A 26,217-nucleotide genomic window follows, 5' to 3' on the forward strand; every position below is an offset into this window, starting at 1 on the left:
TAAGATTATTGGTTGAAATGCTTTTCCAGGACTTTGAAACGGTAATCGAAAATATGTTTAAGCTTATTTTCTACAAAAAGCTTGTGTGCAATCTCTCCTATAAAACCGTACGGGAGTTCATAGTCAACTGTATCTTTCATTAAAACCCCCTGTTCGTTTTCGATAAATTCATGATGATGATTCCAGAGTTTGTATGGCCCTTCTTTCTGAAAATCGGTAAAGCTTTTCCTGAAATCTACCTGGGTAATCTCTGTTTTCCATTTCATTTTAATTCCTAAAAGTGGGGAAACGAAATAATCAATAATCATTCCTTCATAGATTTCATCGTTTTCAAATTTTGTACGGACAATGAAGTTCATGTCCTTCGGAGTAATTTTAGAAAGATTTCCGGGAGCGGAAAAAAATTGCCAGGCGGTTTCAATATCGCAATGCAGCTGCTGTTCGCGGAATAACGTATGTTTCATCTTTTTCTCAATCAAATACAATTAAAATACCACAACATTAAAAAGCACAATAAAAAAGTAAAATAAATTACCAATAATACAAATTTAATATATTTAATGATAACTTTTATTTTGACGTTATGAAAAATATTTACTATTAAGGAGTGTAAAAAATTTAATCATAAATCCACATCAGGACAGGAGTTTTTGACCGCTGCAAAATCGGGTCGATTTCTTTCATAGCGTTATTTGAAATTGTTGGACATCCCCAACCTTCCGGAGAGCCCTTAGGAAAGGTTTCTTCATCGCTCATCATTTCCCAGGAATGAAATACAATAACTCTTTTCAACGCATTATTATTGGTATTTTCAAGGCCGTGCATGAGATATTTCACATTAATTCCCCAGTTGCTGTATCCTCGTCCTTCAAGCTTGTATTTACCCAACGAAGAAAGATGGCTGCCGTCTTCATTACTGAATTGCGGCTTATCTTTTGATTCATCACCGCTCCATCGATTATTTCCGCAACCGTGCCCAACAAGATATGCGGAAGCGACTGAATCTTTTTTAAAATCCCAGACGAAAAACCTTTTCAACCCAGAATGAATGCTCATATCGATTAAAATGCAGAAATCGGCATTCAGGTTCTTATTTTCGCAAAAACGTAAGGCTTCACGGGCTTTCAGCCTCATCTTTTTAAGATCGGCTTTTGGTTTATCTTTAAAAGTAATCTTCTGAGCTAATGATGTTCCTAAAGTATCCTGTTGGGATTCTTTCTGACAGGAAAGGATAGCATACAAAAATATAATTCCCAGATAAAAGATTTTTCTCATTTTTGATAATGCAGGAATATTCCGTAATCGGTTGGTGTCCATAATGCAGCTTTTTGTCCGGCCGCTTTCAGGGCATTATTTGCCCAGGTATTGCAGGTATCGAGAAAGCTGTATCTTCCTTTGGCATCATAGAAGGCATCGTTATCAGCGTAAACTGCATTGGTTGGAATAAGAATATTGTTTCCCTTTGAATCTTTATCAAATTTATCATCAACGAATTTCACGAGCTGCCTGTATTGATTTTTACTGATCATGATTTTTTTACAATCGTCTCCTTCTTTCATTTCGCGATAATAGGTACAGTGCATGGCAGATTCGCTGAGCCAGAAAGCAGCTTTAAAAGCAGTTGAAAATTTAAGATCGGCCCAGGTAGGCGTGTCGAGATAAAAACCTTTGTCGCCCCAGCCAATACCTATATACTGATAATCTGACCTTTTTGATTTTGTATTGCTGAAAGGAATTTCCGAACTCCAGTCGTGAAGCTCGTTTTTTACAGGCATTACGATATCAGTGTGTACACCGTTGGTGTAAATATAAACAGGAATTTCTTTTTTTTCTCCGTCATCCTTCGCCGAAACTTCGATAAATGGAAGGAAATATCCAAGCGCAGCATAGAGCACTACAATTCCGACAACAATTCCTAAAGTTTTAAAAATAATGAACAACATTTTTTTCAGGGTCATACTTATAAATATAGTTAATAAAATTTAATAATAATTTTCACAAAAGTATTGGATGTAAATAAATTTTTATCTAAATTTAAGTACAAAATCTTCACAAATATGCAGAAAAACGCAAAATCCAACAAAAGATTTAAAATAAGAGTAAAAGTAGCTCCAAAAAGAATACAAAAAAAACGTTGATTTTCGCTGGGATAAATAATCTCCGAAAGTCAATTTTTTTTTAAGACACTTATTATTCTGTAAATCTTGCCTCTTTAAATGCTGAATTTAAGGAATGGCCGTTTAACCGTTTTACTTTGGAACCTTAAAAACTCCAGACATGACATTGTCTCTAAAAATCACGAAGCTTATTATTGTTTTCTAAAAATTCTATATTTCGCTTTAGTCCGGCAAATTTTGTTCTTTTAACAGGAGATTTCCTGAAAATCTCCGAAAAAAGCTCCTGTGTAAGTTCTTTCCACTCACTTTTTTTAAAGTTTTTCAAGGCATCATTGGGTGCAAACTTCTTTTGTTGTGTCGGTACTGAAAAGCGGTTCCACGGGCAAACATCCTGACATACATCACACCCAAACATCCAGTCACCCATTTTATCTTTAAAATAATCGGGAATTTCGTTTTTCAATTCAATCGTAGCGTAGGAAATACACTTGCTTCCGTCGATCAGCTTATCGGAAACGATGGCATTTGTGGGGCAGGCATCAATACATTTCCTGCAGGTTCCGCAATGGTCTGTGGTGGGATGGTCTGGAATTAATTCCAGATCGCAAATAATTTCTGCAAGAAAATAAAACGAACCGTTCTGTTTCGTGATCAGGTTGGCATTTTTACCCACCCAGCCTATTCCTGACTTTCTGGCCCAGCTTCTTTCCAGAACCGGCGCTGAATCTACAAATACCCGAAAAGCAAATTCCCCGATTTCCTCTTGCAGCCCGGAAAGCATTTCTCTGAGAATATCTTTGATGACTTCATGATAATCTTCGGCATATGCATATTTTGAGATTTTAAAATTGTCCAGTGTCGGAATTTTCTCTTCGGGAAAATAGTTGTAAGAAAGAGAAATTACCGATTTTGAGCCTTCTACCAATAATCTTGGATCCAACCTTTTATCAAAATGATTTTCCATGTATTTCATTTCGCCATGAAAATTATTCTTCAGCCATTCTTCCAGAGGTCTTGCCTCTTCTTCTAAAAAATCGGCTTTTGAAATACCACAACTCTGAAAGCCAAAACTTTTTGCCCTGGCTTTTATCAATTGTGTGTATTTTTCAGCGTTTGAATTCATGATTTAACCTTGCAAAACTAAGATTATTTTATAAATTTGTTTGATATTTGAAGATTGAATTGCTGCATAACTGTTTTCAATAATTCATTTTCAACAAATAACTCTTAAATATTAGTATATGTCTTTATCAGAAATTTTAAAAACAGGAAATTATGCATTAATCGACGTTCGTGAGCCTATGGAGCTTGAAATGGACGGAAATATCGAAGGTGCAAAAAATATTCCTCTGGGAGAAGTAGAAGACCGACAGGAAGAAATCCTGTCTATAGAAAAGCCGGTGATTCTTTTCTGCAGAAGCGGAAACAGAAGCGGAAAGGCTTTAGAATATCTTAATGCACAAGGCCTGAAAGAAGGCTATAACGGCGGAGGCTGGGCAGAGCTAAAGCAGGCCATTGAAGCAAATCAGGGAACTTTTTAAAGTTCCTTTTTTTATTTAAAGATGTTTACCATGCAACTTAAAGAAAGATTTTCAACACTCTGTTCTACAATCATAAATGATCAGCTCCTTATTGAACGTTTATGGTTGGAAATTGAGAAAAAATACGTAGAAAAAGGGAGGTATTACCACAATTTCGAGCATCTGAAAAATATGTTTTCCGAACTGGACAAAGTGAAAGATGAAATTAAAAATTTTCAAATCATCTCATTTTCTGTTTTTTATCATGATGTGATCTATGATGCTTCATCAAAATCTAATGAGGAAAAGAGTGCGCAGTTTTCAGAAAAGCATCTGCGACAATTGGGTTTAGGTTTTGAATTTATTGAAAGAGTTTCGGATCAAATCATGGCTACAAAGTTTCATCAGGAATCCGGTGACAATGATACCAATTATCTGGTAGATGCAGATCTTTTAATTCTTGGCCAAGAGCCGGAAAAATATAAAGATTATACACAAAAAGTAAGAAAGGAATACGCTATTTATCCCGATTTTCTCTATAATCCGGGAAGGAAAAAGGTTCTGGAGTATTTTCTGGAATTGGAAAGTATTTTTAAAACAGAGTATTTTCAAAACAAATACGAGCAACAGGCCAAAAAGAATATTATGTCTGAAATTGATTATTTAAATTTCGGCTAAAGCCATAATTGCATTTTTAAAATTAAGCGGGCTAAAGCCCGCTCCCATTGATACTATTGTAATTAAATTTCAATGGTTTCCATTGGTCTAACCCGCCCGGGGAATGTAATGCTTCTACATTATACTTTAGCGGCTTATTGAAACTATAAATTCCACCGATTTTTTAAGAACTATTTCCGGAACTTCCTTGTGTGGTGTATGCCCAACGTTCGGGATAATGAATTTTTCAGCAGGTCCGCTTACTCCGGAAAGTGTTTTTTCCACCTGTTCCAATGTTCCGTACTCATCATTTTCTCCTTGAATAAACAATAAAGGAGCATAGATATTTTTAAGCAAGTATTCTATATTCCAGTTCCTGAACCGGTTGCTCAGCCAGATTTCCGTCCATGCTTTCACCATCGTTTCAACTTTACATCCGTGATATTTCTGAAGCCTCTCTGAGAGATTGGTTGTTCTGTAAGCACGTAAAGCCTCAGCAACACCATTTACCGTTATTTGTTCTACAAAGATATGCCCTGCTTCGCAAATAACGGCTTTTACCTTTTTCGGGTATTTTGCGGCTGTTATAAGAGCAATAGTTCCACCGTCACTATGTCCGAAAAGAATGGCTTCTTCTATATTTAATGCATCTAGCAAATCATTCAGTATATCTGCTTCGGTTTCCATATAATTGTTGTCGCGTTCATGAGTTGGCATTGGAAAAGATTTTCCATATCCTAAACGGTCATACACCAAAATATTGCATCCCGTTTCGGCTCCCAGTTTCGACGGGAAATCCCTCCAAAGCTGTACAGATCCCAACGAATCATGTAAAAAGATAAGGGTTGGTTTATTTTTATATAAATTATTGTATTCTGTATAAAGCTTCTTACCTTTTACATCAATAATGCTTCCCTCCATTCATGTTATATTACAAAACCGGATTACCTGTATTTCTGAATTCTTCCAATAAATTGCTAAATACCTTTTCTACAGGAAGCACTTCATTAATCAACGCAGAAACCTGTCCGATTTCCAGTTCGCCTTCTTCCATATCGCCTTCAAACATTCCTTTTTTGGCCCTTGCGCGTCCCAGAGAAGCAATCAGCAAATCTTTATTTCGTCCGGTATTATAGATATCCTCCAACTCGTTGAAGAACTTATTTTTAACCATTCTCACAGGAGCAAGCTCTTTCAGGGTAAGATGTGTATCTCCTTCCTGAAGCTCGGTTATTTTTTTCTTCCAGTTTTCGTGAGCGCTGGCTTCCGTAGTTGCGGCAAAGCGGGACCCAATCTGTACTCCGTCTGCTCCGAGGATCATTGCGGCTTTCATTTGTGAACCCAAAGCGATACCTCCGGCTGCGATTAAAGGTTTTGAAATATGTTTTCTTACGTTGGGAATAAGGCAAAATGTAGTGGTTTCATCCCTTCCGTTATGACCTCCGGCTTCAAAGCCTTCAGAAACTACCGCATCAACGCCTGCTTCTTCACATTTAATGGCAAATTTTGTGGAGGAAACTACGTGAGCTACTTTTAAGCCTTCTTTCTGTAAAGTTTCGGTGTATGTTTTAGGATTTCCGGCTGATGTGAAAATAATCTTTACGCCTTCTTCCAGAATAATCTGAATCACTTCATTAAGATTCGGATAAAGCATCGGAACGTTCACCCCAAAAGGTTTATCTGTTGCCTGCTTACATTTTCTGATATTTTCACGCAATATATCAGGATACATGCTTCCTGCACCGATAAGGCCCAGTCCGCCACAATTGGATACCGCCGAAGCGAGTCTCCATCCGGAATGCCAGATCATTCCAGCCTGAATGATCGGATACTGAATATTAAAAAGTTGTGTAATTCTGTTTTGATCCTGCTGCATATCGTGAAGTTTTTTTGCGGAATTAAAATCTATGAAATTGCTCATGCTGTAAAAATAATAAAAACCATGATGTATCTTGGGTTTCGGCATAAAAAAACCTCCAGAAAATTCTGAAGGTGATGTATTATTTTTTAACGGCGTCTTTATTCCAGTTTCCTTTGAAAGCGCAGTCGTCGTAACGTCCGTCTATGGAGATAAATGTTGTCGGGAGCTTTGAGTTAACAAACTTTTCGACCATTTCGTTTCTTCTCTTGTTGAGGGCCATTTGTTTAATCCTATCATAATCTGTTTCCAGGGTTATCTGGTGCGAAGGAATTACATCTTCAATTTTGATGATCTTCACTACTTTTCTGTCTCTTTCGTCCTTATCATCAAATGCATTGGTAATATCTCCTTTGTTAAGCCCGGCCAGTTCATAACTGATTGTTCCCGGAACCGATTCCCTTTCTATTTTACTGGAGCCATCCGCACCCGGAATTATCCCGGCATTGAATTTAGTTCTTTTATCGTCCGAAAACTTGAAAGCGGCGTCTTTAAAAGTGATTTTACCACCTGTAATCAATCCTCTGATGCTGTCTAATTTTGCTTTTGCGGTTTTAACTTCTTCATCCGTTGGCGTTGCCATTAAAAGAATATGTCTTGCATCATAGATCTTTCCTGATTTTCTCACCAGCTGTATGATGTGATATCCGAATTCGGATTCTACCGGATCTGAGATTTCCCCTTCCTGAAGGTTCAGCGCAGCTGCTTCAAAAGGTTTTACCATCTGGCCTTTGGAAATATTTTTCATCAGTCCGCCGTTTGAAGCAGATCCCGGGTCTTCAGAATAAATTCTTGCCTGGCTTTCAAAAGTTTCTCCTCCTTCAATATCTTTTTTAATTTTTTTCAGCCTGTTGATAAGATCTTCCTTGTGAGCTTCGGTAAGTTTAGGATACATCATTATCTGAGATAAAGAAACTTCATCTTTCACTTCCGGAAGCTGGGTCTTATACATATTGTAGAAATCCGTTACTTCATTGGGAGTAACGTCTGCTTTTTCTGTGATTCGCTGGTATTTTGCCTGTGCATAATATTGATCGGTATCGATTTTCTCGATCGCATTTTTCATTTCGTACCCGTTTCTGAATTTGTATGCAGTAAGCATTGTCTTTTCATCCGGAAACTGTGAGAGCAACTGCTGGTATTTTGCATTGGCCTGCTCTTTAATTGCTGCAGAACGGTTTTCGATCAGGGTATCTTTTCTTGCTTCATACACAAGAAGCTTATTGTTGAGAAGATTTTCCAGAAACTCACACTTATCAATATTGTTTGTTCCCTGCTGCTTTGCATAGTTCATCTGCTCATTTACATCCGACTCCAACACAATTTCATCTCCGATTACAGCAGCAATACCATCCACTAAATCTCCTTGTTTCAGCTGAGCATTCAGCGAATTAACACCAAACAGGATGATGAAAATTCCAAAAAGAAAAGTGATCTTACGTTTATTTATCATTTTACTATTTTAAACAAGTTGCAAATTTAGAATTCTTAATGAATTACACTACATTTTTTATTATAAATATTTCTTAAAAAAGACGTATTTATTGTAGTTCTATATCAAAAGTTGTCAATTCCTTAAACTGTCTTAATCTTTTGAACATATCGGCTTCGTTTACCTCTTCAATTCTTTCGGTTCCGAATTTTTCAACGGTGAAAGATGCCATTGCAGAACCTACGATCAGTGCAGATTTCATGGTCTCAAAATCAGTTTTCTCTTTTTTAGCGAGATAGGCTGCAAAACCTCCTGCGAAAGTATCTCCCGCTCCGGTAGGATCAAAAACTTCTTCCAAAGGCAGCGCCGGTATAGCAAACACTTTATTGTCGTGGAAAAGCAAAGCACCATGTTCTCCTTTTTTGATGATGACATATTTAGGTCCCATTGCATGGATTTTTTTGGCTGCTTTAACCAAAGAATATTCTCCTGAAAGCTGTCTCGCCTCTTCGTCGTTAATGGTGATAACATCCGTTTTGGCAATCATTTCCATTAAAATATCCCATGCGGTATTCATCCAGAAATTCATGGTATCAAGGATAACCAGTTTCGGACGGTTGTGCATTTTTTCCAACACGGAAAGCTGCACGCCGGGATGAAGGTTTCCTAATAATAAAATTTCCGCATCCTGCATAGAATCAGGGATTTTAGGATCAAAATTTTCCAAAACATTCACTTCTGTTGCCAGTGTATCTCTTGTATTAAGATCATTGTGGTATTTTCCGGACCAGAAGAATGTTTTGCCTTCCTTTACGATCTCAATCCCTTCGATGTTGATATTCCTGTCTGTAAACATATCAAGGTGTTCCTGAGAAAAATCTCCTCCTACAACGGAAACAATTCCTGATTGTACTCCAAGAATAGATGAAGTGATCCCGATATATGTTGCTGCACCTCCCAAAATTTTATCTGTTTTACCAAATGGTGTTTCAATTGCATCGAATGCAACACTTCCTACAACTAAAAGTTTCATATTTTTTTCAAAGTATATTTAAGAGTATTAATTTTTCCATTCAAATGTGTCCAGCAGGTGCTTCATATCTTTTTTGATATAGTCTACTGCAGGTGCCAGAGAATCCGGCTTTGGTCTTGTGTTGAAATATAGATAGGCCGTTACAAAATGCTTTGTACTGTCTGTAACGTAAAACTGAAGGTTTGAAGCACTTTGCCCTTTAAGCTCATAGAAATTCCCGTACACTTTTTTATTGGGATATTCGAATGACTTGGTATCAATGGCACTTGCTTTTATCGTATGTTCATACACCATTTTTTCGGCTTCCTGGATGTGTGCGGCAAAATCATTTTTAATCGGATAATACGTCACGAAAATTTTAGCTTTCATTTTCGGGTAATTCAGATAGTACCAGCAAGGCCTTTTGGCATTGGTAATTGTTGCAAAATCGGAATATTCAAAAGTATAGGCGCAGTTGTTTTCAAACTTCTGATATTTTGGTGCAGGATATTCCAGGCGAAGCTCACCGTAAGGTTTCGGAACAGGATCTTGGGAACAGGACACCAATACCAGTGCAATAAAAATAAATAAGGCGTTTTTAAACATTTTGCAAAAGTACAAATTAGATTTCAGATTTCAGGAGACAAATTTCAGCATTTCAATCTGTAAGAGTAATTTTACAATTGATTTTTTGAATACTTTACAGTTGTTTAAAAGTTCAATTTTAAATATTTAATCATAAAATTTATAACAGATCACAAACAAAAACTAACTTTAGAAAGTCCGCTCTGTTATATTTAAATTCATCTTAAAATTTCATGAAATCTTTTACCACTCCATTGTTCTGGGTATGCTGCAACAACTCTGCTTCGATGAATGATTTTATTGTTTCTTCGGAACCGTTATTGGGAAATAAAAGGTGAACATTGGCTCCTGCATCAAGGGTGAAAAATAGAGGCAGCCCGTTTTCTTTTCTGAACTCCCATATTTTGTTGATGACTTCCAGCGTTCCTGTTTTCATGAGGATAAACGCCGGATCGCTCATCATCATCATCGCATGGAGCGTTAATGCTTCATGTTCCACGAGCTTTATAAACTGCTGAATGTCTCCATTGGCCAGGATTTCTTTCATCGGACCAAAATTTTCCCTTGCTTCCTGAAATCTTCTGTCGGCGTAAGGATTGGTATTCATTAAACCATGCCCTACCGTTGAAGAAACACTTTTCTGACCTTCATGAATCAGCAAAACCCAGTCGTTAAAATCTTTAAAAATTTCATGGATTTCTTCGTCAGGATATTGAACTGCAAATAGATCCGAGCTTTCTTTTACCTGACATTCTCCCCATACAACCAGTCCGTTATACAAACTTCTGCAAGCACTTCCGCTTCCCAGTCTTGCCAAAAAAGACGCTTTTCTCAATGATTCTTCTTCCAAAGTTTTTCCTGAAAAAATTCCATCCAGTTGCATCAGGCATTTGGCAATGGCACCGAAACCGGAAGCCGAACTTGCTATTCCTGAGCTGTGCGGAAACGTGTTTTCAGTTCTGATCACATATTTACCCTTCAAAATCCACGGAAGATATTGTTCTATATTGCTGAAATATTTCTCAATCTTAGCGGCAAATTGTGTTTCTTCATTGCCTGCTAAAAATGTCTGAACGGAAAACGGCTCATTTGCCAGAAATTCTACAGTCGTATTGGTTTTACAATGATTCAATGTGTAGCTGATACTCGGATTTGCAGGTATCTGATTATCGTATTTTCCCCAATATTTAATGAGTGCAATATTGGAAGGGCAGCTTTCTGAAACCGTCTGATTCTGTATCGTAAATTCTTTTTTTCCTAAAAATTCCTGTGTTGTCATAATTCTGTTTTTTCAATCAGCTTGATTATCTATCTCTTTTAGTACATCTGATCAATAATTTCTGCATATTTTTTAAGAACCACATTTCTCTTCACTTTCAGAGTTGGGGTAATTTCTCCGGTGCTGATTTCAAATTCTGCCGGCATCAAAGTGAATTTCTTCACTTTTTCAAAGTCGGATAAATGTTCCTGAAGTTCTTTAATTTTATCCTTGTAAAAATCGTTTACATTTTTGTTTTTCACCATTTCTTCCCAGCTCGTAAACGGAATATTATTTTTGGCAAGATACTCTTTCAGAAACTCAAAATTAGGAACAATGAGTGCTGAAGCAAACTGCCTTCCTTCTGCGATCATGACAATCTGCTGGATAAAATTATTATTGGTGAGAAGATTCTCAATCTGCTGTGGGGCAATATATTTTCCGTTTGACGTTTTCATAAGGTCTTTCAGACGGTCGGTAATGATTAGATTCCCTTTTTCATCAATCTTTCCCGCATCACCGGTTTTAAACCAGCCGTCTTCCGTGAATACTTTCCGGGTTTCTTCCGGATTGTTGTAATAGCCTTTCATGATTCCGTTTCCCCTGGCTTGGATTTCATCCTGATCTCCGATACGGATTTCTACGCCCGGAAGCGGTTTTCCACTGGTTCCGTGTTCAAAATGGGTGAAAGGAAAAAGGGTAAGCGTTGCCGTAGTTTCCGTCAGTCCGTATCCTACCGTAACGTGAATTCCTACCGATTCAAAAAAACGGGTTACTTCCGGAGATAAGGAAGCTCCGCCACAAGGCAGAAACCAGAGCCTTCCTCCCATTTTGTTTTTAATTTTACTAAAGACCAGCGTCTCAGCAAGGGTTTGTTTTAGTTGCAAACCGAAAGGAATCGGTTCTTCGTTCCTTCTTAATTCTGCGGTTTCCCATCCTGTTTTTACGGCCCAATCGAAGATTTTTTTCTTTAATGATGAACCTTCTTCTGCTTTTTCCAGCACGCCTGCGTAGATTTTCTGGAAAAACCTCGGAACAGCACACATCATCGTAGGTCTCACCTCTTCCAGCGTATTCGCAATATTTTTAGGATCTTCAAGAAAATATACTCTTGCGCCTCCATACAGACAAAGCAAACTCCAGCTGCGTTCGAAAACATGGCTTAAAGGTAAAAACGCGAGAGAAAGCTCTTCTTCGAAATTTTTAAACCTAAAAAATTCAAAATGGGCATCAAAAGCTTTGATGAAATTCCCGTGGGTAAGCATTACGCCTTTCGGTGTACCGGTGGTTCCGGAAGTATAGATAAGGGTTGCTACATCGTCATTTTCCTTTGGACAGAATTCTGCTTCTGCGGCTGATTTTGCAATGAAATCTTCCAGATAGAAGCTGCTGAATTCTTTTTTGATCCATACTGCTTTTTTAGAAACAATGATGGTTTCGAGGCTGCATTCATTCTTCTGTAAAATTTCAAGGCAGGCATCATATTGTGCCTGGTCTCCTACCAAAATGATTTTAGCCCCGGAATCTTTAATGATGTATTCTGCCTGCTCTGAATTATTGGTTGAATAGATCGGAACAGTGACTGCACCTAAAGACATTGCCGCAAGATCAAAGATCATCCATTCCGAAGAATTATCCGAATAGAGGGAAACTTTATCATTCTCTTTTATTCCCGCTTCTTTCAGGGCATTGGCTGTTTTAAAAATAATTTCCGAGAATTTCTTCCAGCTCAGCTCTTTCCATCCTTCTTTCTTTTTTTTAAACCCGATGGCGGATTTTAAAGGATGTTTTTCTATATTTTTTTGAATGATTGCCTCCGCAAGATTCATTGTTTAGCCTTTTTATCGTTAATATAATTTTTGAGGTGGAAGTCTATGGTTTCTTCCAGAGGAATAAATGTATAATTCAACCTTTCCTTTACTTTTTTATTGGATATGGTTTTCATTCGGGAAATCGCTTCCACATTTGATTTTGTTACCATTTTAAGCTTTGGGATGAGCCATCCGAAAAGTGTATTCGCCAGAACTCCCATATTAAGCTGGAATTTTGAAAGGACTTTTGCTTCCTTCAGTCCTAATTCTTTTCTAACGTGTTTTGCCAGCTCTGCATATTTTTTATTTTCAGAAATAATGATAAACCGTTCTCCGAAAATATTTCGTTCCATGAGCTGAACTGATATTTCAGCGACATCTCTTACGTCTGCATAGCTGGTTCCGCCCGAAAAAGTAAAGCTGTTTTTTTCAAGTGTAGGAAATATATCGCCACTGCTGTTTCCCCAGTTTCCGCTTCCGATGATCATTCCGGGGTTTACGATGACCACATTTAATCCTTCGGCAGAAGCTCTCCAGGCTTCCATTTCGGCAAGATGCTTTGAAATCGCATAAGCAGAATGATCTTCTTTGGGATTAAAATCCGAATCTTCGTCGAGGTCGCCGTTTTCATTATCAAGATCAAGGACAGCAATGGAGCTTACAAAGAGAAATTTCTTTACTTCCGAACCTTCACAGGCGTACAAAAGGTTTTGGGTTCCTTTTACATTGGTATGGTACATTTCCTTCTCATCATCCGGGTTGAAACCAACTTTAGCTGCACAGTGATAGACTTCATCAACGCCATTCAGTGCATCCTGGATCGACTGAATATCATCAAAATCGACGTTTACCCATTCTATTTTATTGAAAAAACCGTCGGGATTTTCCGTATAAAATGAATAGGAATGCTTCACATCGTCTAAATTGCTTGCCGCTCTTTTCGCAGCCCGAACGTTTTTCCCTTTTTTAAGAAGTTCCAAAACGATTACCCGGCCTAGAATTCCGGTAGCGCCCGTTACAAAAACCATCCGTTATTTTTACTTGGTTGACTAATTTATGAGATTTTCCTCTGTATTTGCAAATTTGCGATTTTTAAAGGAGAATTCAATTTTTAATTCATGATAAATTATAATTAGTTGAAACGCTGTATAAAAAAAGATTATCTGAAATCATGAATCAAAAAAAAACGGGCAGAACCCGTTCTTTATCAAATATTAAAAAATCATGCAGTTTGTTATGCCAGAACTTCATTGCTCCTTCTCGGCGCTTTATCACACAAAATATCGGCAATGCTTTTTGAAATCAGGTTTCCTTCTGTGAGGTTATCGAGCCAGAAAAATTCTCCTGCGGCATTGATTTCGATAAAGTAATATTCGTCTTCGGGAGAAGCGATAATATCAATGGCTCCATAATCCACATGATACACATCAAGAAGCTCCAGCAGTTTTGCTTCGATATCGGAAGGAAGCTCCGTAGGAATCCATTTATCGATGAGATTGACACCGTCTTTCCTCCAGTCGACTTTTGCAGCATCCGACTGCTGGGAATCGATTTCAAAAGCGAAAATTTCTCTTCCTACTACCGTTACGCGAAGCTCTTTTTTCTTTTCGATTTTTTTCTGAAACTGCATCGGGCAATATAAAAGCGTATCAAGCTCTTCCAGCTTATCTTCATTGACAACGTTGGTGAAAACCACACTTTCTACTCCATCTTCATAAATGGCAAAGCCGGTCTGCATTTTGGCTACTACATTCTGATGTTTTATGATGAATTGTTTTGCTTCTTCGGGGTTATTGGTAACACAGGTTTCCGGGATTTTTAACCCTATTTTATCTGCAATTTTAAGTTGTTCTTCTTTGCTGTCGAGCCTTCTGTAAATACTTGGTTTTCCTAAAGAGTACACATCAACCGATTCTAAGAATCCGAACAGGGTGTTTCTGATTTCGCCCATTGCGGCTCCGTAGAATTTTTCGTCGATTTCTTCTCTTAATCCTTGTCCGATGTTGTAAGCACGTCTGTACCAAACTGCTGAAATGTCATCAAGCCGATGTCTTTTTTCAGGAGTTTCAAGAATGGTTGTCCATTTTCCATCCTGAAATGTGGTACTTAATTTATTGGTTAAAGGATATTCATCTACATTAAAGCGGATTACTTCGCATTCGTTCTTATTGATATATTCGGTTACTTTTTCGATGGAAAAATTGTCTCCGGTGTGGGTAATTATTAAAATTTTATTCATTGGTTTTCATTCTTTTTATAAGGTTATCGGCAATTCTCTGTGCAATCGGGAAATCCAGATCTTTCTGCAGCATTCCCCATTCTCCCTGCGGATTGACTTCAAGGAAATAATATTTTCCATCTTTTCCACGGATCATGTCTATGGCTCCCATGTATAATCCCATTTCTTTCATCATAGCAGTGAGCCCTTCTTTTATACTTTCAGGAAGATCATATTCTGACCAGAGGTAGTTTCCTTTTGTAATCCTCCAGTCGGCATTTTCGCTGTTGTTGATTTTTCCTGTAAAAAATTCTCCGTCGAGGTAAACAATTCTCAGTTCATACTCTTTTTCAACGTAAGGCTGGAAAATCATCGGGCAATATTCGATATCAGCGATGTTTTCAAGTGAATCTTCATCAATAATATTGGTGGAGAGAAAATTTTCTCCGCCCATGGATTTTGAAATAACCCCGTGCAGCTTGGCAACCATTTTTCCGTTGCAATACGTATGAAAGAATGCAGTGATTTTTTCGGCATCATTTGAAAAAAGGGTTTCAGGTACAACGAGTCCGTTTTTTTCAGCAATGCTGAGCTGGAGTATTTTATTACCGTCTATTTTGTTTTCAGCTTCGAAAGGATTAATCCAGGGAAGATGTTCCAGTGCTGTAAAAAGATTATAACGCAGGGTAGCATATTCTTTAAGGAAAATCTTCATGTATTCTTCATCCAGTTCTTCGGGAATGTCGATTCTCCATGATTTTCTGTGCCATACAGCTGTAATATCTTCCGATTTCAATGAATTTCCGGATTCGTCGGTGAGCTCAAAAAAGTTCTGGCTGATGCTTATTTTCTGAGCATGGCTAAGTTTATCAGAATTCAGCCTGAAATACGGAATATTTTTCGAGATAAGGTATTCAAAAAAGAGATCGATATTGTAAAAATCCCCGGAATGTGTAATGCAAAGAATCATTTGCCGATTTTTATTAAAAAAGGAAACTTAGATTGTAAGTTTCCTTTGATATGATTTTGTTAATGTATTTTGTATCAACAATTCCATTTACACAGTAGGAGCATCATCGTCACCGTCTGATGGATATTTCATGGTATGAGCCATATCATAGATTGGCTTTGTTACGGTATCTGCAGTTTTTGATGTTGTAATAGGGCCGTCCTGCGTGGCAATGGTAATATCGCCACCGCCTTTTATTTTTTCAGGATCCTGAAGTTGCTTTTCAAGAAATGATGCGAAAAAAGGCTTCTTTTTTAAATTTTTATTTTTCATAATAATTAATTTAGAGTTTTTTCCGGATTGTTTTAAATTAAAGTGGCATCTTCATCGCCATCTGACGGATATTTCATGGTCTGAGCCAAATCATAGATAGGCTTGGTTACAATATCCCCGGTTTTTGATGTTTCGACATTGTCTAATCTTATGTCGGTAATTTCACCTCCTCCTTTTATTTTATCAGGATCCTGAAGTTGTTTTTCCAGGAATGATGCAAAAAAAGGTTTCTTTTTTGAGTTCTTGTTTTTCATAATAATTAATTTAGAGTTTTAATTTTCGGTTGTTAGTTTTAAAGTAGGTTTCCGCCTTCATCACTGTCTGAAGGATATTTCATGGTAACATGATCGCCACCGGGTTTAGTAATGCTATCCATAGTTGTTGAAGTACCGCTGTCTGTTAATACACCTGTTGTATTATCAAGTAGTGCAGAAGTAACAGTACCTCCTTTTACTGTTTCCGGGTCCTGAATTTGCTTTTCTAAAAATGAAGCAAAGAACGGTTTCTTTTTTGAATTCTTATTTTTCATGATAATTAATTTAGAGTTTTTATTTTAGGTTGTTAATTCTAAAGTAATGTTCCATCTTCATCACTGTCTGAAGGATATTTCATGGAAACTACATCACTTCCCGGTTTTGTAATAGTATCCAACTGAACAGAGGTTACACTGTCTGTAAGAGCACCAGTTGAGTTATCTGCCAATACAGAAGTGGCAGTTCCGGAACCTCCCTTAATTGTTTCAGGATCCTGGATTTGCTTTTCTAAGAAAGAAGCAAAGAATGGTTTTTTGTTTTTTTTACCTTCCATGATATTAATATTTAATGATTTAGATTGCTCTAAAGTATTAAAAAAATATCACTCTAAGAAGAATAAAATATTTTTTAAGAAAATTTTAACAAATAACTACTAATTACGAAATTATGTTAATTAATATTCAAAAAATCTTTAACAACATTAATAAAATCAACAGGATTTTCTGCCTGAACCCAATGTCCGGCATTTTTTATGGTAATAAAATCTGCTTTCGGGAACTGCTGTTTTATCGCAAAATGATCCTGAGGAAGGATATAATTTGATTTGTCTCCGGCAATAAATAAAGTTGCACCTTCAAAAACCCCGAATTTTATGGCGTTCGATACAAATTCATTATACTTTTCAGACAAGGTTTTAAGGTTAAATCTCCAGTTCAGCCTTTTTTGATCATCCCAATACAAATTCTTTGTAAGGAACTGAATGGTAGATTTTTCAGGAATATATTGTTGGAGCACTGCTTCTACTTCATTTCTCGAAGAAACGGTATTAAAATTTACTGTTTCCAAAGCTTTAATGATTCCCTGGTGATGTGGTGGATAGGCTTTCGGCGAAATATCAACCACAATAAGGCTTTCTACTCTTTCGGGAAACTTTATCGCAAACTGCATCACCGCTTTTCCACCAAGGGAATGTCCCAGAATATGGGCTTTAGCAATATTATAATGTTCCATATATTTCAGAATATCTTCTGCCAGATCATCATGAGACATATGTTCCGAATGAAAGCTTCTTCCGTGATTGCGAAGATCAATAAGATGCACCGGAAGGAATTCTCCCATATCTTTTCCGAAAGTACCCCAGTTATCAAGCATTCCGAATAAACCGTGAAATACTAAAAGCGGCGTCCCGGAAAGGTTTTCACCGAATATTTTTGAATTTAAAATTTCCATACTTTTTGTTATTCTACCATTTTGCCAATCTCTTCAGGTACGCCTGAACCGTATTTTCCAATCCCATGTACAATGCTTCGGAAATCAAAGCGTGCCCTATGGAAACTTCCAGAAGATTAGGGACATTGTCTGCAAAATATTTAAGATTATCAAGGCTTAAATCATGGCCCGCATTCAGGCCAAGCCCAAAATCTGCAGCAACCACTGCCGTATCGTAATAAGGTTTTATGGCCAGTTCTTTATTAATGGTGTAGTCTTTCGCATACGCTTCCGTGTACAGCTCAATTCTATCTGTCCCTGTTTTTGCGGCATATTCCACCAACTCCGGTTTCGGATCTAAAAAAATTGAGGTTCGGATTCCCGCCTTCTTAAACTCTGCAATGATATCTGTAAGAAAATCAAGATGTTTTCTGGTATCCCAGCCTGCGTTTGAAGTGATGGCATCATCGGCATCAGGAACCAAGGTTACCTGCTCCGGCTTTATTTCCAAGACCATATCGATAAATGGCCTGTGCGGATTTCCTTCTATATTGAATTCTGTTGTTACGAGCGGTTTAAGGTCATAAACATCTTTTCTGGTAATATGCCTTTCATCGGGCCTTGGGTGAATGGTAATTCCCTGTCCGCCATATTCCTGAATTTTTATTGCAGCTTCCGTTACACTGGGTGTTTCACCTCCTCTGGCATTTCTTATGGTTGCAATTTTATTGATGTTTACACTAAGTTTCGTCATTTTACGGGTAAGTTTGAATTGGCTCTGACTGATATAATTTATCAAAATAATTCGGATAAATCAACACCACCAGATCCGGTTATTAACTATGCAGGTACAAAGCTATTGATAAAATCCAAATTTTAGAAATGAATAGCTTGTTTTTAGTATAAAAAACGCTGGTTACTGCTTTTAAGAATGATAAACCAATAATATTTTAAACTTTTAACTGCATTACTTCAAGATCAAATTCTTTTGAAGCAACCAACAGATGATCAAAAATATCGGACTGAATTTCCTCAAAGCGCACCCACTCCGTATCGTTGGTAAATGCATAAATTTCAAGAGGAAGACCTTGTGGCGTACTGTTCAGCTGACGCACCATAACGGGTCCTTCTTTATCAAGCTCCGGAATTTTTTCTATATATTTCTGGGCATAATACCTGAAAACACCGATATTGGTGAGCTGCCTGCCGTTGATGATTTCTTCTTTATGCGCCATATTTTCTTTTTCTTTTTTAAGCTCTAAAGATCGCTGATTAAGATAATCGGAAATCAGGTTAATACTTTTAAGGCGTTCAATATCTTCATTCTTAAGAAACTTAAATGAATTAATATTAAAGAAGATAGATTTTTTAATTCTTCTTCCGTTCGTTTCGGAAATTACCTGCAAATTCTTGATCTCCGTAGTCAACAAATCGTATGTGGGAATGGTAGAAAATGTTCTGTCGAAATTATTGATCTTTGTTGTTAATAAGTTTATTTCGGCAATATTTCCTTCAACGTTATATTTAGGAATGCTCACCCAGTCTCCTACTTTAAGGTTCTTAGAAGTTGCTACGTGAAGACCGGTTACAAATCCCAGGATTGTATCCCGGAAGACAAGAACGAGAACAGCCGTAATTGCCCCTAAGCTTCCGACAATTGTTGTTCCTTTAATGCCGAAAATAACGCAGATCCCAACTACCGAAAACAAAAAGATTCCCAAAATTTTCACCGTTTCTGAAATGGCATTCAGGGCCATGATTTTGTAAAAATCCTGTTTAATTACAAAATAGTTTCTGAAAGCCGTTAATCCTCTGTACAACATTCCGGCAAAGATCATTACGAGTCCTAAGTTGACACATCTGACAATAAATATAGTGGTTTTGACTAAAGCACCAGCAAATATAGATTCATGAATACTTCCGATGATTAAAAGTGCAATCAGATGCGCAATGGAATTGGTAATTTTAGATTCGTAAATTGAATTTATGGCCGGATATTTTTCTTTATTCCTGAAAATCCTGAACACACTGTTGATAACAATTTTAAAAACAAAATCAATTACCAGAAAGATCGCAACCAGTAAAAGAATCTTTATAAAAATATGAAATACGAATTCCAGCCCGGATGGCGCAATGCGGCTGATATACCGGTAAAGAGGCTCACTTAATGCCTGTATGAGATCCTTTGTTTCTTCTAATTGGTCATTCATTACAGCAAATTTAGGAATAAGTGTTTTTATACAGAATATCTTTCAGCAATTTCTATCCCAAAATTAGTACCAGCTGGTTTTTTTATAGAATTCTTTAAAATTTTAAATTACTAAATTTCTTTCAAACACGCATTAATAAATGAAATTTCCACAACAATAAATACAATTATCATATTTTAATAGAAAAAAAATACAATTTTATGATTTTATATTTAATAATTTTTTAAATTTGATATAAACTAAACAAAACTTATACATATGAGAAAACACTACTTATTTATTTTATTATGTGTATTCACACTTTTAGCCAACTGTTCCGGAGGCGATGATGCCCCGGTGATAACTGAAAATACGGATACAGCTGTAAAAACCGGAAAGCTTACCGGTAAAGTGATGTCACAAAACGGAGCAAAACCTGTAGGGGGCGCTTCTGTTTTTACCTTTGACGATAAGTATAAAATCTATTACACAACTTCAGATTCAGAAGGAAATTTCATTCTTGATGCTCCGGCCGGAGATCGCACCATTTACATTCAGACCGGTAACGGAACCAATTTCCGAACAGAAATTTCTGCAGTGGTAAAAGACAACGAAACAGTTGCTCTTGATGCAAGCCAGACCAAGCTCAATCAGGTGGCAAAAATTGCGTATGTGAAAGGAACGTACGATAAAATAGAAGATATCATCCAGATTTTAGGATATACCGCAACTGAAATCACGAATAATGATCTTGCCAATATAACAACAATTTCACAATACGATATTATCTTCCTCAACTGCGGATCCAGAAGCAGCACTACAAACCCTGCACTCTATACTGCGATTGATGCCAACTTAGCTATTTTTGTTGCGAACGGAGGAAGTATCTACGCTTCAGACTGGGATGTCGCTTATTTAGTGGGTGGAACCAACAACACCAACAATTGCGCATTACCGGGAGGATTTGTTCCTGATTCAAAATTATGTTCTAAAAATACCGGAAGCTCAGGCAATGTAGCGGCAACGGTAAATAATGCCGGGCTGACTTCTGCTTTAGGATTCAATACGCTGAATATTGATTATGATTTAGGCGCATGGCAAAAAATAATTAACTATGATCCTGCGTACTGGGAAGTGCTGGTTAAAGAAACTTCATCCAACGATGCGTTGATGATCAGAACCAACCATTTTGCAGCAACTGGTATTCCGGTTACGCCAATAGGAAATTCGGCTAACACAACTTTCGTTACAGTTTGCGTCACCCTTCCCGGAAACATCCAGATCAGCCTGTCTGTTCCTCAGGCGGCCGTTCCTTTCCTTGTGGCATTAGGCGCAACAGTGGGGCCTTGCTCAGGAGCTTCCAACAGCGGCTATATTTATTACACCACTTTTCACAACCATGCTTCTGGAAATATTGGTAATGCCGGCGTTATTTTACAATATGTAATTTTAAACCTGTAATAAAAACTTCACTTTAAACATGGAAGTGGCTTTTTTGAAGCCACTTTTTTTTATATCTTTTCATTAAATTAAAAAAATGGACACAGCGTTAATTGATATTCTATGCCTTATCCTTTTGTTTTTAGGAATTTTAGGAACTTTTCTGCCGGTTTTACCCGGCCTGCTGCTGAGCATCTGCGGGCTACTGATCTATAAATTCGGGACTGATTCTGATCTCAGCATGATTTATATCTGGGCATTTATCATTCTCACCATTGCTTCAGTGGTACTCAATTATGTAATTCCGGCAAAAACCAATCAGAAATATGGTGGAACACGCTGGGGAAGCATTGGTTCGGTAATTGGAACCATTGTGGGAATCTTTTTGCCTATTCCTTTGGGATTTTTAGTGGGAATGTTTGCAGGTGTTTTTATCGGAGAATTGCTTCACGACAGTAAAGATATCAATAAAGCTTTAAAATCTACAAAAGGGGCTTTCATCGGGTTTATTTACGGCACCGGATTCAGTTTTGTGGTGGGTGTGGCAATGTTTTTGGTGGTAGTATTGGATATGCTTTCCATTATTTAAAAACAAAAAAATGTTGTACAAAGCCATTATATTAAGTGCAGGACTGTTATTAATTAACTGCAAAACGCAAAAAGGAGCCCAAGTTCCGCTAAAAGACGATGTGGAAAATTCAGGAAATATTACAGAGAACAGCACCGACGGATCTGTGATTTACTTCAATGAGGGCGAAAACAGGTTTTTGGATGAATACCAGATGAATGTAACATTCAAAGGTATTTCTGAGGACAGCCGCTGCCCGAAAGACATCAACTGCATCTGGGCCGGTGTTGCCGTAGCTCAATTAGAAGTAATGGGAACCGCGACAAGACCTATGACCTTATCTCTTGCAAGCACAGAGAATAAGGAACGAAATTATCATCAATCCGCAGATTTCAATGGATATACAATCACGTTAGCCGAAGTACAGCCTTATCCCGGTTCCGTAGAAGGAACAAAAGGTCTTAAAGGAAAGTATAAAATCGGGATTACCATAAGGAAATCAGAATTGTCTACTACCACGAAATAGGCTTTTTATTTTTTGAGATGAGATATTCATTAATTTTTGAAAAAGGTTTACTTCCGAAAAATCCCCTGTGAACAGAAAACGGAGACGGATGTGCAGACTTTAAGATAAAATGTTTTGCCGGATCGATAAGTTCGGCTTTTTTTTGAGCGAAAGCGCCCCACAATACAAAGACTACATTTTGTTTTTTATCTGAAATTTCTTTGATAATAAAATCCGTAAACTTTTCCCAGCCGAGATCCTTATGAGAGTTCGGAGCATGAGCACGAACCGTTAACGTAGCATTCAGCAACAGAACTCCCTGTTTTCCCCAGTCATCCAGCTCTTTGGAAGTTCTTTCCACGCCGATATCATTTTTAAGCTCGATGAAAATATTTTTCAGGGAAGGCGGCGCAGTAACCTGCTCCGAAACGGAAAAGCAAAGACCATTTGCCTGATAATCATTATGATAAGGATCCTGCCCGATAATCACCACCTCAACCTCATCAAACGGAGTTATTTCAAGCGCCCTGAAAATCTGGCTTTTCGGAGGAAACACTTTTGTGGTTTTGTACTCCTGTTTTACTTTTTCCCAAAGATTGGTAAAGTATTCGGTATTTTTTATCGGGGCTAAAACTTCTGTCCAGGTCATTTTTTTATTTTATTGATTACAATAATCGTACGTTTTGTCTTTCGATAAGACGATATGATTAATAATACCCATCTGATAATCAAGATATACTTCCCTTGAAGCAACGATACTGCTGTTTTCTCCTCCCACTTTATTATCTATCATCTCTAAAGGTATTGATATATTTTTATTGATGATTAAAAGCGTGGCATTTCCATTGTCATTAAGTTCTGTTTCATCATATTTTATATACTCTCCTTTTATATATTTTTCGTTACAGTCGATCTGATCAATTTCAAAATCCACTACCTGTTCATGCTGCTTAAAAGGCGCTGCCTGAACAGGATATTTACAGACGATCAAATGATTTTCCGGATCATAAGTTCCTTTTTCAAGTCCGAAATATTCATCCATATCCGTTTCAGGAACATTCATATAAATTTTAAAAACCGTCTGATTGCTCATAATATTATTTGCATTGTAATAATTGAAAATCTGGAGAACTCCCCAAAGCACAATCGCTACAATAACAATACCTATTAAGAATTTTTTCATGATTAATCTGATAATAACTCAAATATAAATTAATAATTGTCAACATCAAATTAATTCAGAAGTTTAATTACCTCCTCAAACTAAAAACCAGATTTTCCGGAAAACCTTCATCCTTTCTTCCATCTTCCAGCATAAAACCATGCTTTAATAGTAATACTTTTGAACTTTTGTTGAGATTGTGTGTCATCGCAACAATTTCCTGCAAATGCAAATCGGTAAAAGCAACATGTACTACCGCAGACAAAGCTTCCGACATAATCCCTTTCCTGTGATAATCGGGTAAGAGTTCATACCCGATTTCCGCTATTGTCCGGTCTTCAGAAAAATTCCAGAGACAGATCGTACCAATAAGGTTCGGCTGATCTTTTAAAGAAATTCCCCAATAAAATGTCTGATTATTTTGAGTTCTTTCTTTAATCATCAGAATAAACTGCAGCGCATCGTAATTGTTTTTGGGAGAATTCCTTTTCACAAAACGGTTGATTATTTCATTGCTTCGGATTTTCAGAATATCTTCAGCATGATTCTCGTTGATTTGCTTTAATTGCAGTCTTTCGGTTTCCAGTTTCATAATTCAAATATAATAAACGATTACTAGATATTTACAAATCTTCAAATTAACTCATCTTCAAATTAACTCATTTTCAAAGTAAATTCACATTTTCTCACTAAATTTGCACTGTGTTTATAAATAAAGAAGATTTAAATGAATTAGAGTTTCCGCAATTGCTCGCGGAGATCTCTCCTTTTGCATACTCTCCCAAGACAAGAGAAAAAATTCTCCAGCTTCGCCCGATGGAAATTGACGAGGCCGAACTTTCCCTGAAAAAAACTTCAGAATATTTATCCAGTTTTGAAAGTTCCAATGCCATTCCTTTTGACGAGTACGAAGATATCGAAAGCGAACTTAAATTAATGCTGATTGAAAATTATCGACTCGAAAACAGCGCTTTCATCAAAATAAAAACCCTCACGGAACAGATCGGGAAACTGCAGAAGTTTTTCCCAACCATGCCGGAAACCTTCCCTACTTTAATGGAAGATGCTTCTGTTTTGGAATTCAGAAAAGAAATTATTGATAAGGTTGATAAAGTTTTTAACCGTTTCGGAGAGGTGAAAAGTGAAGCCTCGCCTATTTTAAAAGGATTGAGAACGGAAATTCAGCATGCTAAAAAAGCAATCCAGGAAAACTTTAACCGCGCTTTATTCAATTACGGACAGAGCGAATTTCTTGACGACATCCGTGAAACAATTATTGACGACCAGAGGGTGTTGGCCGTAAAATCAGGATTCAAGAAAAGAGTTCCGGGAAGAGTGCTGGGATTATCAAAAACCGGTTCCATCACTTATATCCAGCCGGATTCTGTAGTGAAGCATTATTTTAAGCTAAAAGAAAATGAAGAGGAAGAGAAAAAGGAAATTGATAAGATTTTACGACTGCTTACTGCAGAATTAGCTGAATATCAGCCACAACTTTGGAGGTATCAGAAATACATCTTTGACCTTGATTTAACGAGAGCCAAAGCAAAATTTGCCGAACTTATCAACGGTGTTTTGCCTAAAATCAACCGCCATAAAACGTTGAGATTAAGAGATGCTTTTCACCCTTTGTTGTTTTTAAGAAATAAAGCCGAAAACAAAACGATTTTTCCACAGAGCCTTACTTTTACAGAGCATAACAGAATTATTTGTATTTCCGGGCCAAATGCGGGAGGAAAATCCATCACACTGAAGACTGTAGGACTGCTTCAGCTGATGATACAGAGCGGAATTCTGGTTCCCGTTCATCCGAAATCCGAGATGTTTTTCTTTGAAAAAATAATGACGGATATTGGTGATAATCAATCGATTGAAAACCATCTTTCGACTTATTCTTCGAGATTGAGGAAAATGTCCGGGATTATTCGTGAAGCGGACGCCAATACGCTTTTGCTGATTGACGAGTTTGGTACCGGCTCCGATCCTGAATTGGGCGGTGCCTTAGCGGAGAGTTTCCTTGAATTTTTCTATGATAAGAAAAGTTTTGCGATTATCACCACACATTATACCAACATCAAATTGGTTGTGGAACAGCTTCCGAATGCCCAAAATGCAGCGATGCTCTTCAATGAAGAAACGCTGGAGCCAATGTACAAACTGGAAGTGGGACAGGCCGGAAGCTCGTTTACTTTTGAAGTTGCCGAGAAAAATAAAATTCCGAGGTTCATTATTCATTCTGCCAAGAAAAAGGTGGAGCATGATATTGTAAATCTTGACAAAACGATTGTAAAACTTCAGCAGGAAAAGTATGAGGTTGAAAAACTAAAATCTGATCTTGCGGAAAGAAAGGAATCTGTTGAAGACAAACGCGATAACCTTCAAAAGCTGAATGACCAGCTTCAGCAAAAACTGTATAATTTCCAGAAGCTGTATGAAGAAGAACACCGTAAGCTGCAGTTCGGGAATAAGATTGAAACCTTTATCGACAGCTATACGAAAGGAAAATCGAGAAAAGATGTGGTGAAAGATTTTGTGAAACTCCTGGAGCAGGAAAAATTCCGTAAGTTAGGTGCTGATAAGGATGAAAGTAAACGGCTACAGGTCGTGAAACGAAAGATTACGCAACAGCTTAAGAAGGAAGAAGTGATTGAAAAAATCGCCGAAACCAATGATAAACTGGAGGAAAAACGGCAAACAGACCGTTCCTTATGGATGAAAGTAGGACAAAGAGTTCGTATTGCCGGAAGCACAAGTGTGGGAACGATTGAAAAAATTTCCAAGAAAAAGGTGGTGGTAAATTACGGAACGTTCAAAACAATGATTGATGCGGATGAGCTGGAAAGAATTTAATGTTAAATGAT

The 26,217-nt window shown here is 37.3% G+C and carries 30 protein-coding genes; 6 read left to right on the top strand and 24 right to left on the bottom strand.

Annotated elements, in window-relative coordinates:
* Positions 1-5: 5 nt before the first annotated feature.
* The 4 genes from SOP96_RS09210 to queG form a co-directional block, all read right to left on the bottom strand.
* Complete coding sequence (locus SOP96_RS09210; protein ID WP_326320690.1) at positions 6-464, bottom strand: SRPBCC family protein; 459 nt, start codon at positions 462-464, stop codon at positions 6-8.
* 154 nt (positions 465-618) lie between these two features.
* The gene (locus tag SOP96_RS09215; RefSeq protein ID WP_326320691.1) at positions 619-1,317 is read right to left on the bottom strand and encodes a murein L,D-transpeptidase catalytic domain-containing protein; all 699 of its coding nucleotides are present in this window, start codon (positions 1,315-1,317) and stop codon (positions 619-621) included.
* Positions 1,272-1,952, bottom strand: a complete 681-nt coding sequence (locus SOP96_RS09220; RefSeq protein WP_326320852.1) for a TIGR02117 family protein — start codon at positions 1,950-1,952, stop codon at positions 1,272-1,274. The genes SOP96_RS09215 and SOP96_RS09220 overlap by 46 nt, the downstream gene beginning before the upstream one ends.
* A 337-nt stretch (positions 1,953-2,289) precedes the next feature.
* Positions 2,290-3,240 (bottom strand): tRNA epoxyqueuosine(34) reductase QueG, encoded by a 951-nt coding sequence (gene queG, locus SOP96_RS09225; protein ID WP_326320692.1) that lies wholly within the window; start codon positions 3,238-3,240, stop codon positions 2,290-2,292.
* Positions 3,241-3,358: 118 nt separating this feature from the next.
* Here queG and SOP96_RS09230 point away from each other — a divergent pair, with 118 nt between their 5' ends.
* The gene (locus SOP96_RS09230; RefSeq protein WP_326320693.1) at positions 3,359-3,658 is read left to right on the top strand and encodes a rhodanese-like domain-containing protein; all 300 of its coding nucleotides are present in this window, start codon (positions 3,359-3,361) and stop codon (positions 3,656-3,658) included.
* Between the two features lie 30 nt (positions 3,659-3,688).
* Positions 3,689-4,315, top strand: a complete 627-nt coding sequence (locus tag SOP96_RS09235) for an HD domain-containing protein (protein ID WP_326320694.1) — start codon at positions 3,689-3,691, stop codon at positions 4,313-4,315.
* Between the two features lie 126 nt (positions 4,316-4,441).
* On the opposite strand, the gene SOP96_RS09240 is transcribed toward SOP96_RS09235, so the two are convergent.
* From SOP96_RS09240 to SOP96_RS09320, 17 genes are all read right to left on the bottom strand, one after another.
* Positions 4,442-5,215, bottom strand: a complete 774-nt coding sequence (locus SOP96_RS09240) for an alpha/beta fold hydrolase (RefSeq protein WP_326320695.1) — start codon at positions 5,213-5,215, stop codon at positions 4,442-4,444.
* A 10-nt stretch (positions 5,216-5,225) separates the two neighbouring features.
* Positions 5,226-6,215, bottom strand: coding sequence for an NAD(P)H-dependent flavin oxidoreductase (locus tag SOP96_RS09245; protein ID WP_326320696.1), 990 nt, complete (start codon positions 6,213-6,215; stop codon positions 5,226-5,228).
* A 79-nt stretch (positions 6,216-6,294) separates the two neighbouring features.
* Entirely contained in the window at positions 6,295-7,665 is a 1,371-nt protein-coding gene (locus SOP96_RS09250) for a peptidylprolyl isomerase (protein ID WP_326320697.1), read from the bottom strand.
* Between the two features lie 88 nt (positions 7,666-7,753).
* On the bottom strand, positions 7,754-8,677 hold the full coding sequence (locus tag SOP96_RS09255; RefSeq protein WP_326320698.1) for a PfkB family carbohydrate kinase: 924 nt from the start codon (positions 8,675-8,677) through the stop codon (positions 7,754-7,756).
* A 27-nt stretch (positions 8,678-8,704) separates the two neighbouring features.
* The gene (gene gldD / locus SOP96_RS09260; RefSeq protein ID WP_326320699.1) at positions 8,705-9,262 is read right to left on the bottom strand and encodes a gliding motility lipoprotein GldD; all 558 of its coding nucleotides are present in this window, start codon (positions 9,260-9,262) and stop codon (positions 8,705-8,707) included.
* 202 nt (positions 9,263-9,464) lie between these two features.
* On the bottom strand, positions 9,465-10,520 hold the full coding sequence (locus SOP96_RS09265; RefSeq protein ID WP_326320700.1) for a diphosphomevalonate decarboxylase: 1,056 nt from the start codon (positions 10,518-10,520) through the stop codon (positions 9,465-9,467).
* A 38-nt stretch (positions 10,521-10,558) separates the two neighbouring features.
* Positions 10,559-12,328 (bottom strand): AMP-dependent synthetase/ligase, encoded by a 1,770-nt coding sequence (locus SOP96_RS09270; RefSeq protein ID WP_326320701.1) that lies wholly within the window; start codon positions 12,326-12,328, stop codon positions 10,559-10,561.
* Complete coding sequence (locus SOP96_RS09275; RefSeq protein WP_326320702.1) at positions 12,325-13,338, bottom strand: NAD-dependent epimerase/dehydratase family protein; 1,014 nt, start codon at positions 13,336-13,338, stop codon at positions 12,325-12,327. The genes SOP96_RS09270 and SOP96_RS09275 overlap by 4 nt, the downstream gene beginning before the upstream one ends.
* A gap of 206 nt (positions 13,339-13,544) precedes the next feature.
* Complete coding sequence (locus SOP96_RS09280) at positions 13,545-14,549, bottom strand: MvdD family ATP-grasp ribosomal peptide maturase (protein ID WP_326320703.1); 1,005 nt, start codon at positions 14,547-14,549, stop codon at positions 13,545-13,547.
* Entirely contained in the window at positions 14,542-15,498 is a 957-nt protein-coding gene (locus tag SOP96_RS09285) for an MvdC/MvdD family ATP grasp protein (RefSeq protein ID WP_326320704.1), read from the bottom strand. The genes SOP96_RS09280 and SOP96_RS09285 overlap by 8 nt, the downstream gene beginning before the upstream one ends.
* An 87-nt stretch (positions 15,499-15,585) precedes the next feature.
* The gene (locus SOP96_RS09290; protein WP_326320705.1) at positions 15,586-15,810 is read right to left on the bottom strand and encodes a microviridin/marinostatin family tricyclic proteinase inhibitor; all 225 of its coding nucleotides are present in this window, start codon (positions 15,808-15,810) and stop codon (positions 15,586-15,588) included.
* Between the two features lie 32 nt (positions 15,811-15,842).
* The gene (locus SOP96_RS09295; RefSeq protein ID WP_326320706.1) at positions 15,843-16,064 is read right to left on the bottom strand and encodes a microviridin/marinostatin family tricyclic proteinase inhibitor; all 222 of its coding nucleotides are present in this window, start codon (positions 16,062-16,064) and stop codon (positions 15,843-15,845) included.
* 38 nt (positions 16,065-16,102) lie between these two features.
* Complete coding sequence (locus tag SOP96_RS09300; RefSeq protein WP_326320707.1) at positions 16,103-16,339, bottom strand: microviridin/marinostatin family tricyclic proteinase inhibitor; 237 nt, start codon at positions 16,337-16,339, stop codon at positions 16,103-16,105.
* A gap of 38 nt (positions 16,340-16,377) precedes the next feature.
* Positions 16,378-16,617 carry a microviridin/marinostatin family tricyclic proteinase inhibitor gene (locus SOP96_RS09305; RefSeq protein WP_326320708.1) on the bottom strand — a complete coding sequence of 80 codons (240 nt, stop codon included), beginning with the start codon at positions 16,615-16,617 and terminating at the stop codon, positions 16,378-16,380.
* Positions 16,618-16,733: 116 nt separating this feature from the next.
* The gene (locus SOP96_RS09310; protein WP_326320709.1) at positions 16,734-17,513 is read right to left on the bottom strand and encodes an alpha/beta fold hydrolase; all 780 of its coding nucleotides are present in this window, start codon (positions 17,511-17,513) and stop codon (positions 16,734-16,736) included.
* A gap of 13 nt (positions 17,514-17,526) precedes the next feature.
* Entirely contained in the window at positions 17,527-18,246 is a 720-nt protein-coding gene (locus SOP96_RS09315; RefSeq protein ID WP_326320710.1) for a pyridoxine 5'-phosphate synthase, read from the bottom strand.
* A gap of 196 nt (positions 18,247-18,442) precedes the next feature.
* On the bottom strand, positions 18,443-19,702 hold the full coding sequence (locus tag SOP96_RS09320) for a mechanosensitive ion channel family protein (RefSeq protein WP_326320711.1): 1,260 nt from the start codon (positions 19,700-19,702) through the stop codon (positions 18,443-18,445).
* A 258-nt stretch (positions 19,703-19,960) separates the two neighbouring features.
* On the opposite strand from SOP96_RS09320, the gene SOP96_RS09325 reads away from it, so the two are divergent.
* The 3 genes from SOP96_RS09325 to SOP96_RS09335 all read left to right on the top strand — a co-directional run bounded on the left by SOP96_RS09325 (position 19,961) and on the right by SOP96_RS09335 (position 22,215).
* Complete coding sequence (locus SOP96_RS09325) at positions 19,961-21,142, top strand: hypothetical protein (protein ID WP_326320712.1); 1,182 nt, start codon at positions 19,961-19,963, stop codon at positions 21,140-21,142.
* A gap of 76 nt (positions 21,143-21,218) precedes the next feature.
* Positions 21,219-21,710, top strand: a complete 492-nt coding sequence (locus tag SOP96_RS09330; protein WP_326320713.1) for a DUF456 domain-containing protein — start codon at positions 21,219-21,221, stop codon at positions 21,708-21,710.
* Positions 21,711-21,720: 10 nt separating this feature from the next.
* On the top strand, positions 21,721-22,215 hold the full coding sequence (locus SOP96_RS09335) for a hypothetical protein (RefSeq protein ID WP_326320714.1): 495 nt from the start codon (positions 21,721-21,723) through the stop codon (positions 22,213-22,215).
* On the opposite strand, the gene SOP96_RS09340 is transcribed toward SOP96_RS09335, so the two are convergent.
* From SOP96_RS09340 to SOP96_RS09350, 3 genes are all read right to left on the bottom strand, one after another.
* On the bottom strand, positions 22,202-22,843 hold the full coding sequence (locus SOP96_RS09340) for a uracil-DNA glycosylase (protein ID WP_326320715.1): 642 nt from the start codon (positions 22,841-22,843) through the stop codon (positions 22,202-22,204). The genes SOP96_RS09335 and SOP96_RS09340 overlap by 14 nt on opposite strands.
* A gap of 9 nt (positions 22,844-22,852) precedes the next feature.
* Positions 22,853-23,377: a hypothetical protein gene (locus SOP96_RS09345; RefSeq protein WP_326320716.1), complete on the bottom strand. Its 525-nt coding sequence runs from the start codon at positions 23,375-23,377 to the stop codon at positions 22,853-22,855.
* A gap of 67 nt (positions 23,378-23,444) precedes the next feature.
* The gene (locus tag SOP96_RS09350; protein ID WP_326320717.1) at positions 23,445-23,948 is read right to left on the bottom strand and encodes a GNAT family N-acetyltransferase; all 504 of its coding nucleotides are present in this window, start codon (positions 23,946-23,948) and stop codon (positions 23,445-23,447) included.
* Between the two features lie 110 nt (positions 23,949-24,058).
* On the opposite strand from SOP96_RS09350, the gene SOP96_RS09355 reads away from it, so the two are divergent.
* Positions 24,059-26,206, top strand: a complete 2,148-nt coding sequence (locus tag SOP96_RS09355; RefSeq protein ID WP_326320718.1) for an endonuclease MutS2 — start codon at positions 24,059-24,061, stop codon at positions 26,204-26,206.
* Positions 26,207-26,217 lie beyond the last annotated feature (11 nt).

Origin of the sequence: Chryseobacterium salviniae, from assembly GCF_035819015.1 — a bacterium.
In the GTDB taxonomy this organism is placed as follows: domain Bacteria; phylum Bacteroidota; class Bacteroidia; order Flavobacteriales; family Weeksellaceae; genus Chryseobacterium; species Chryseobacterium salviniae.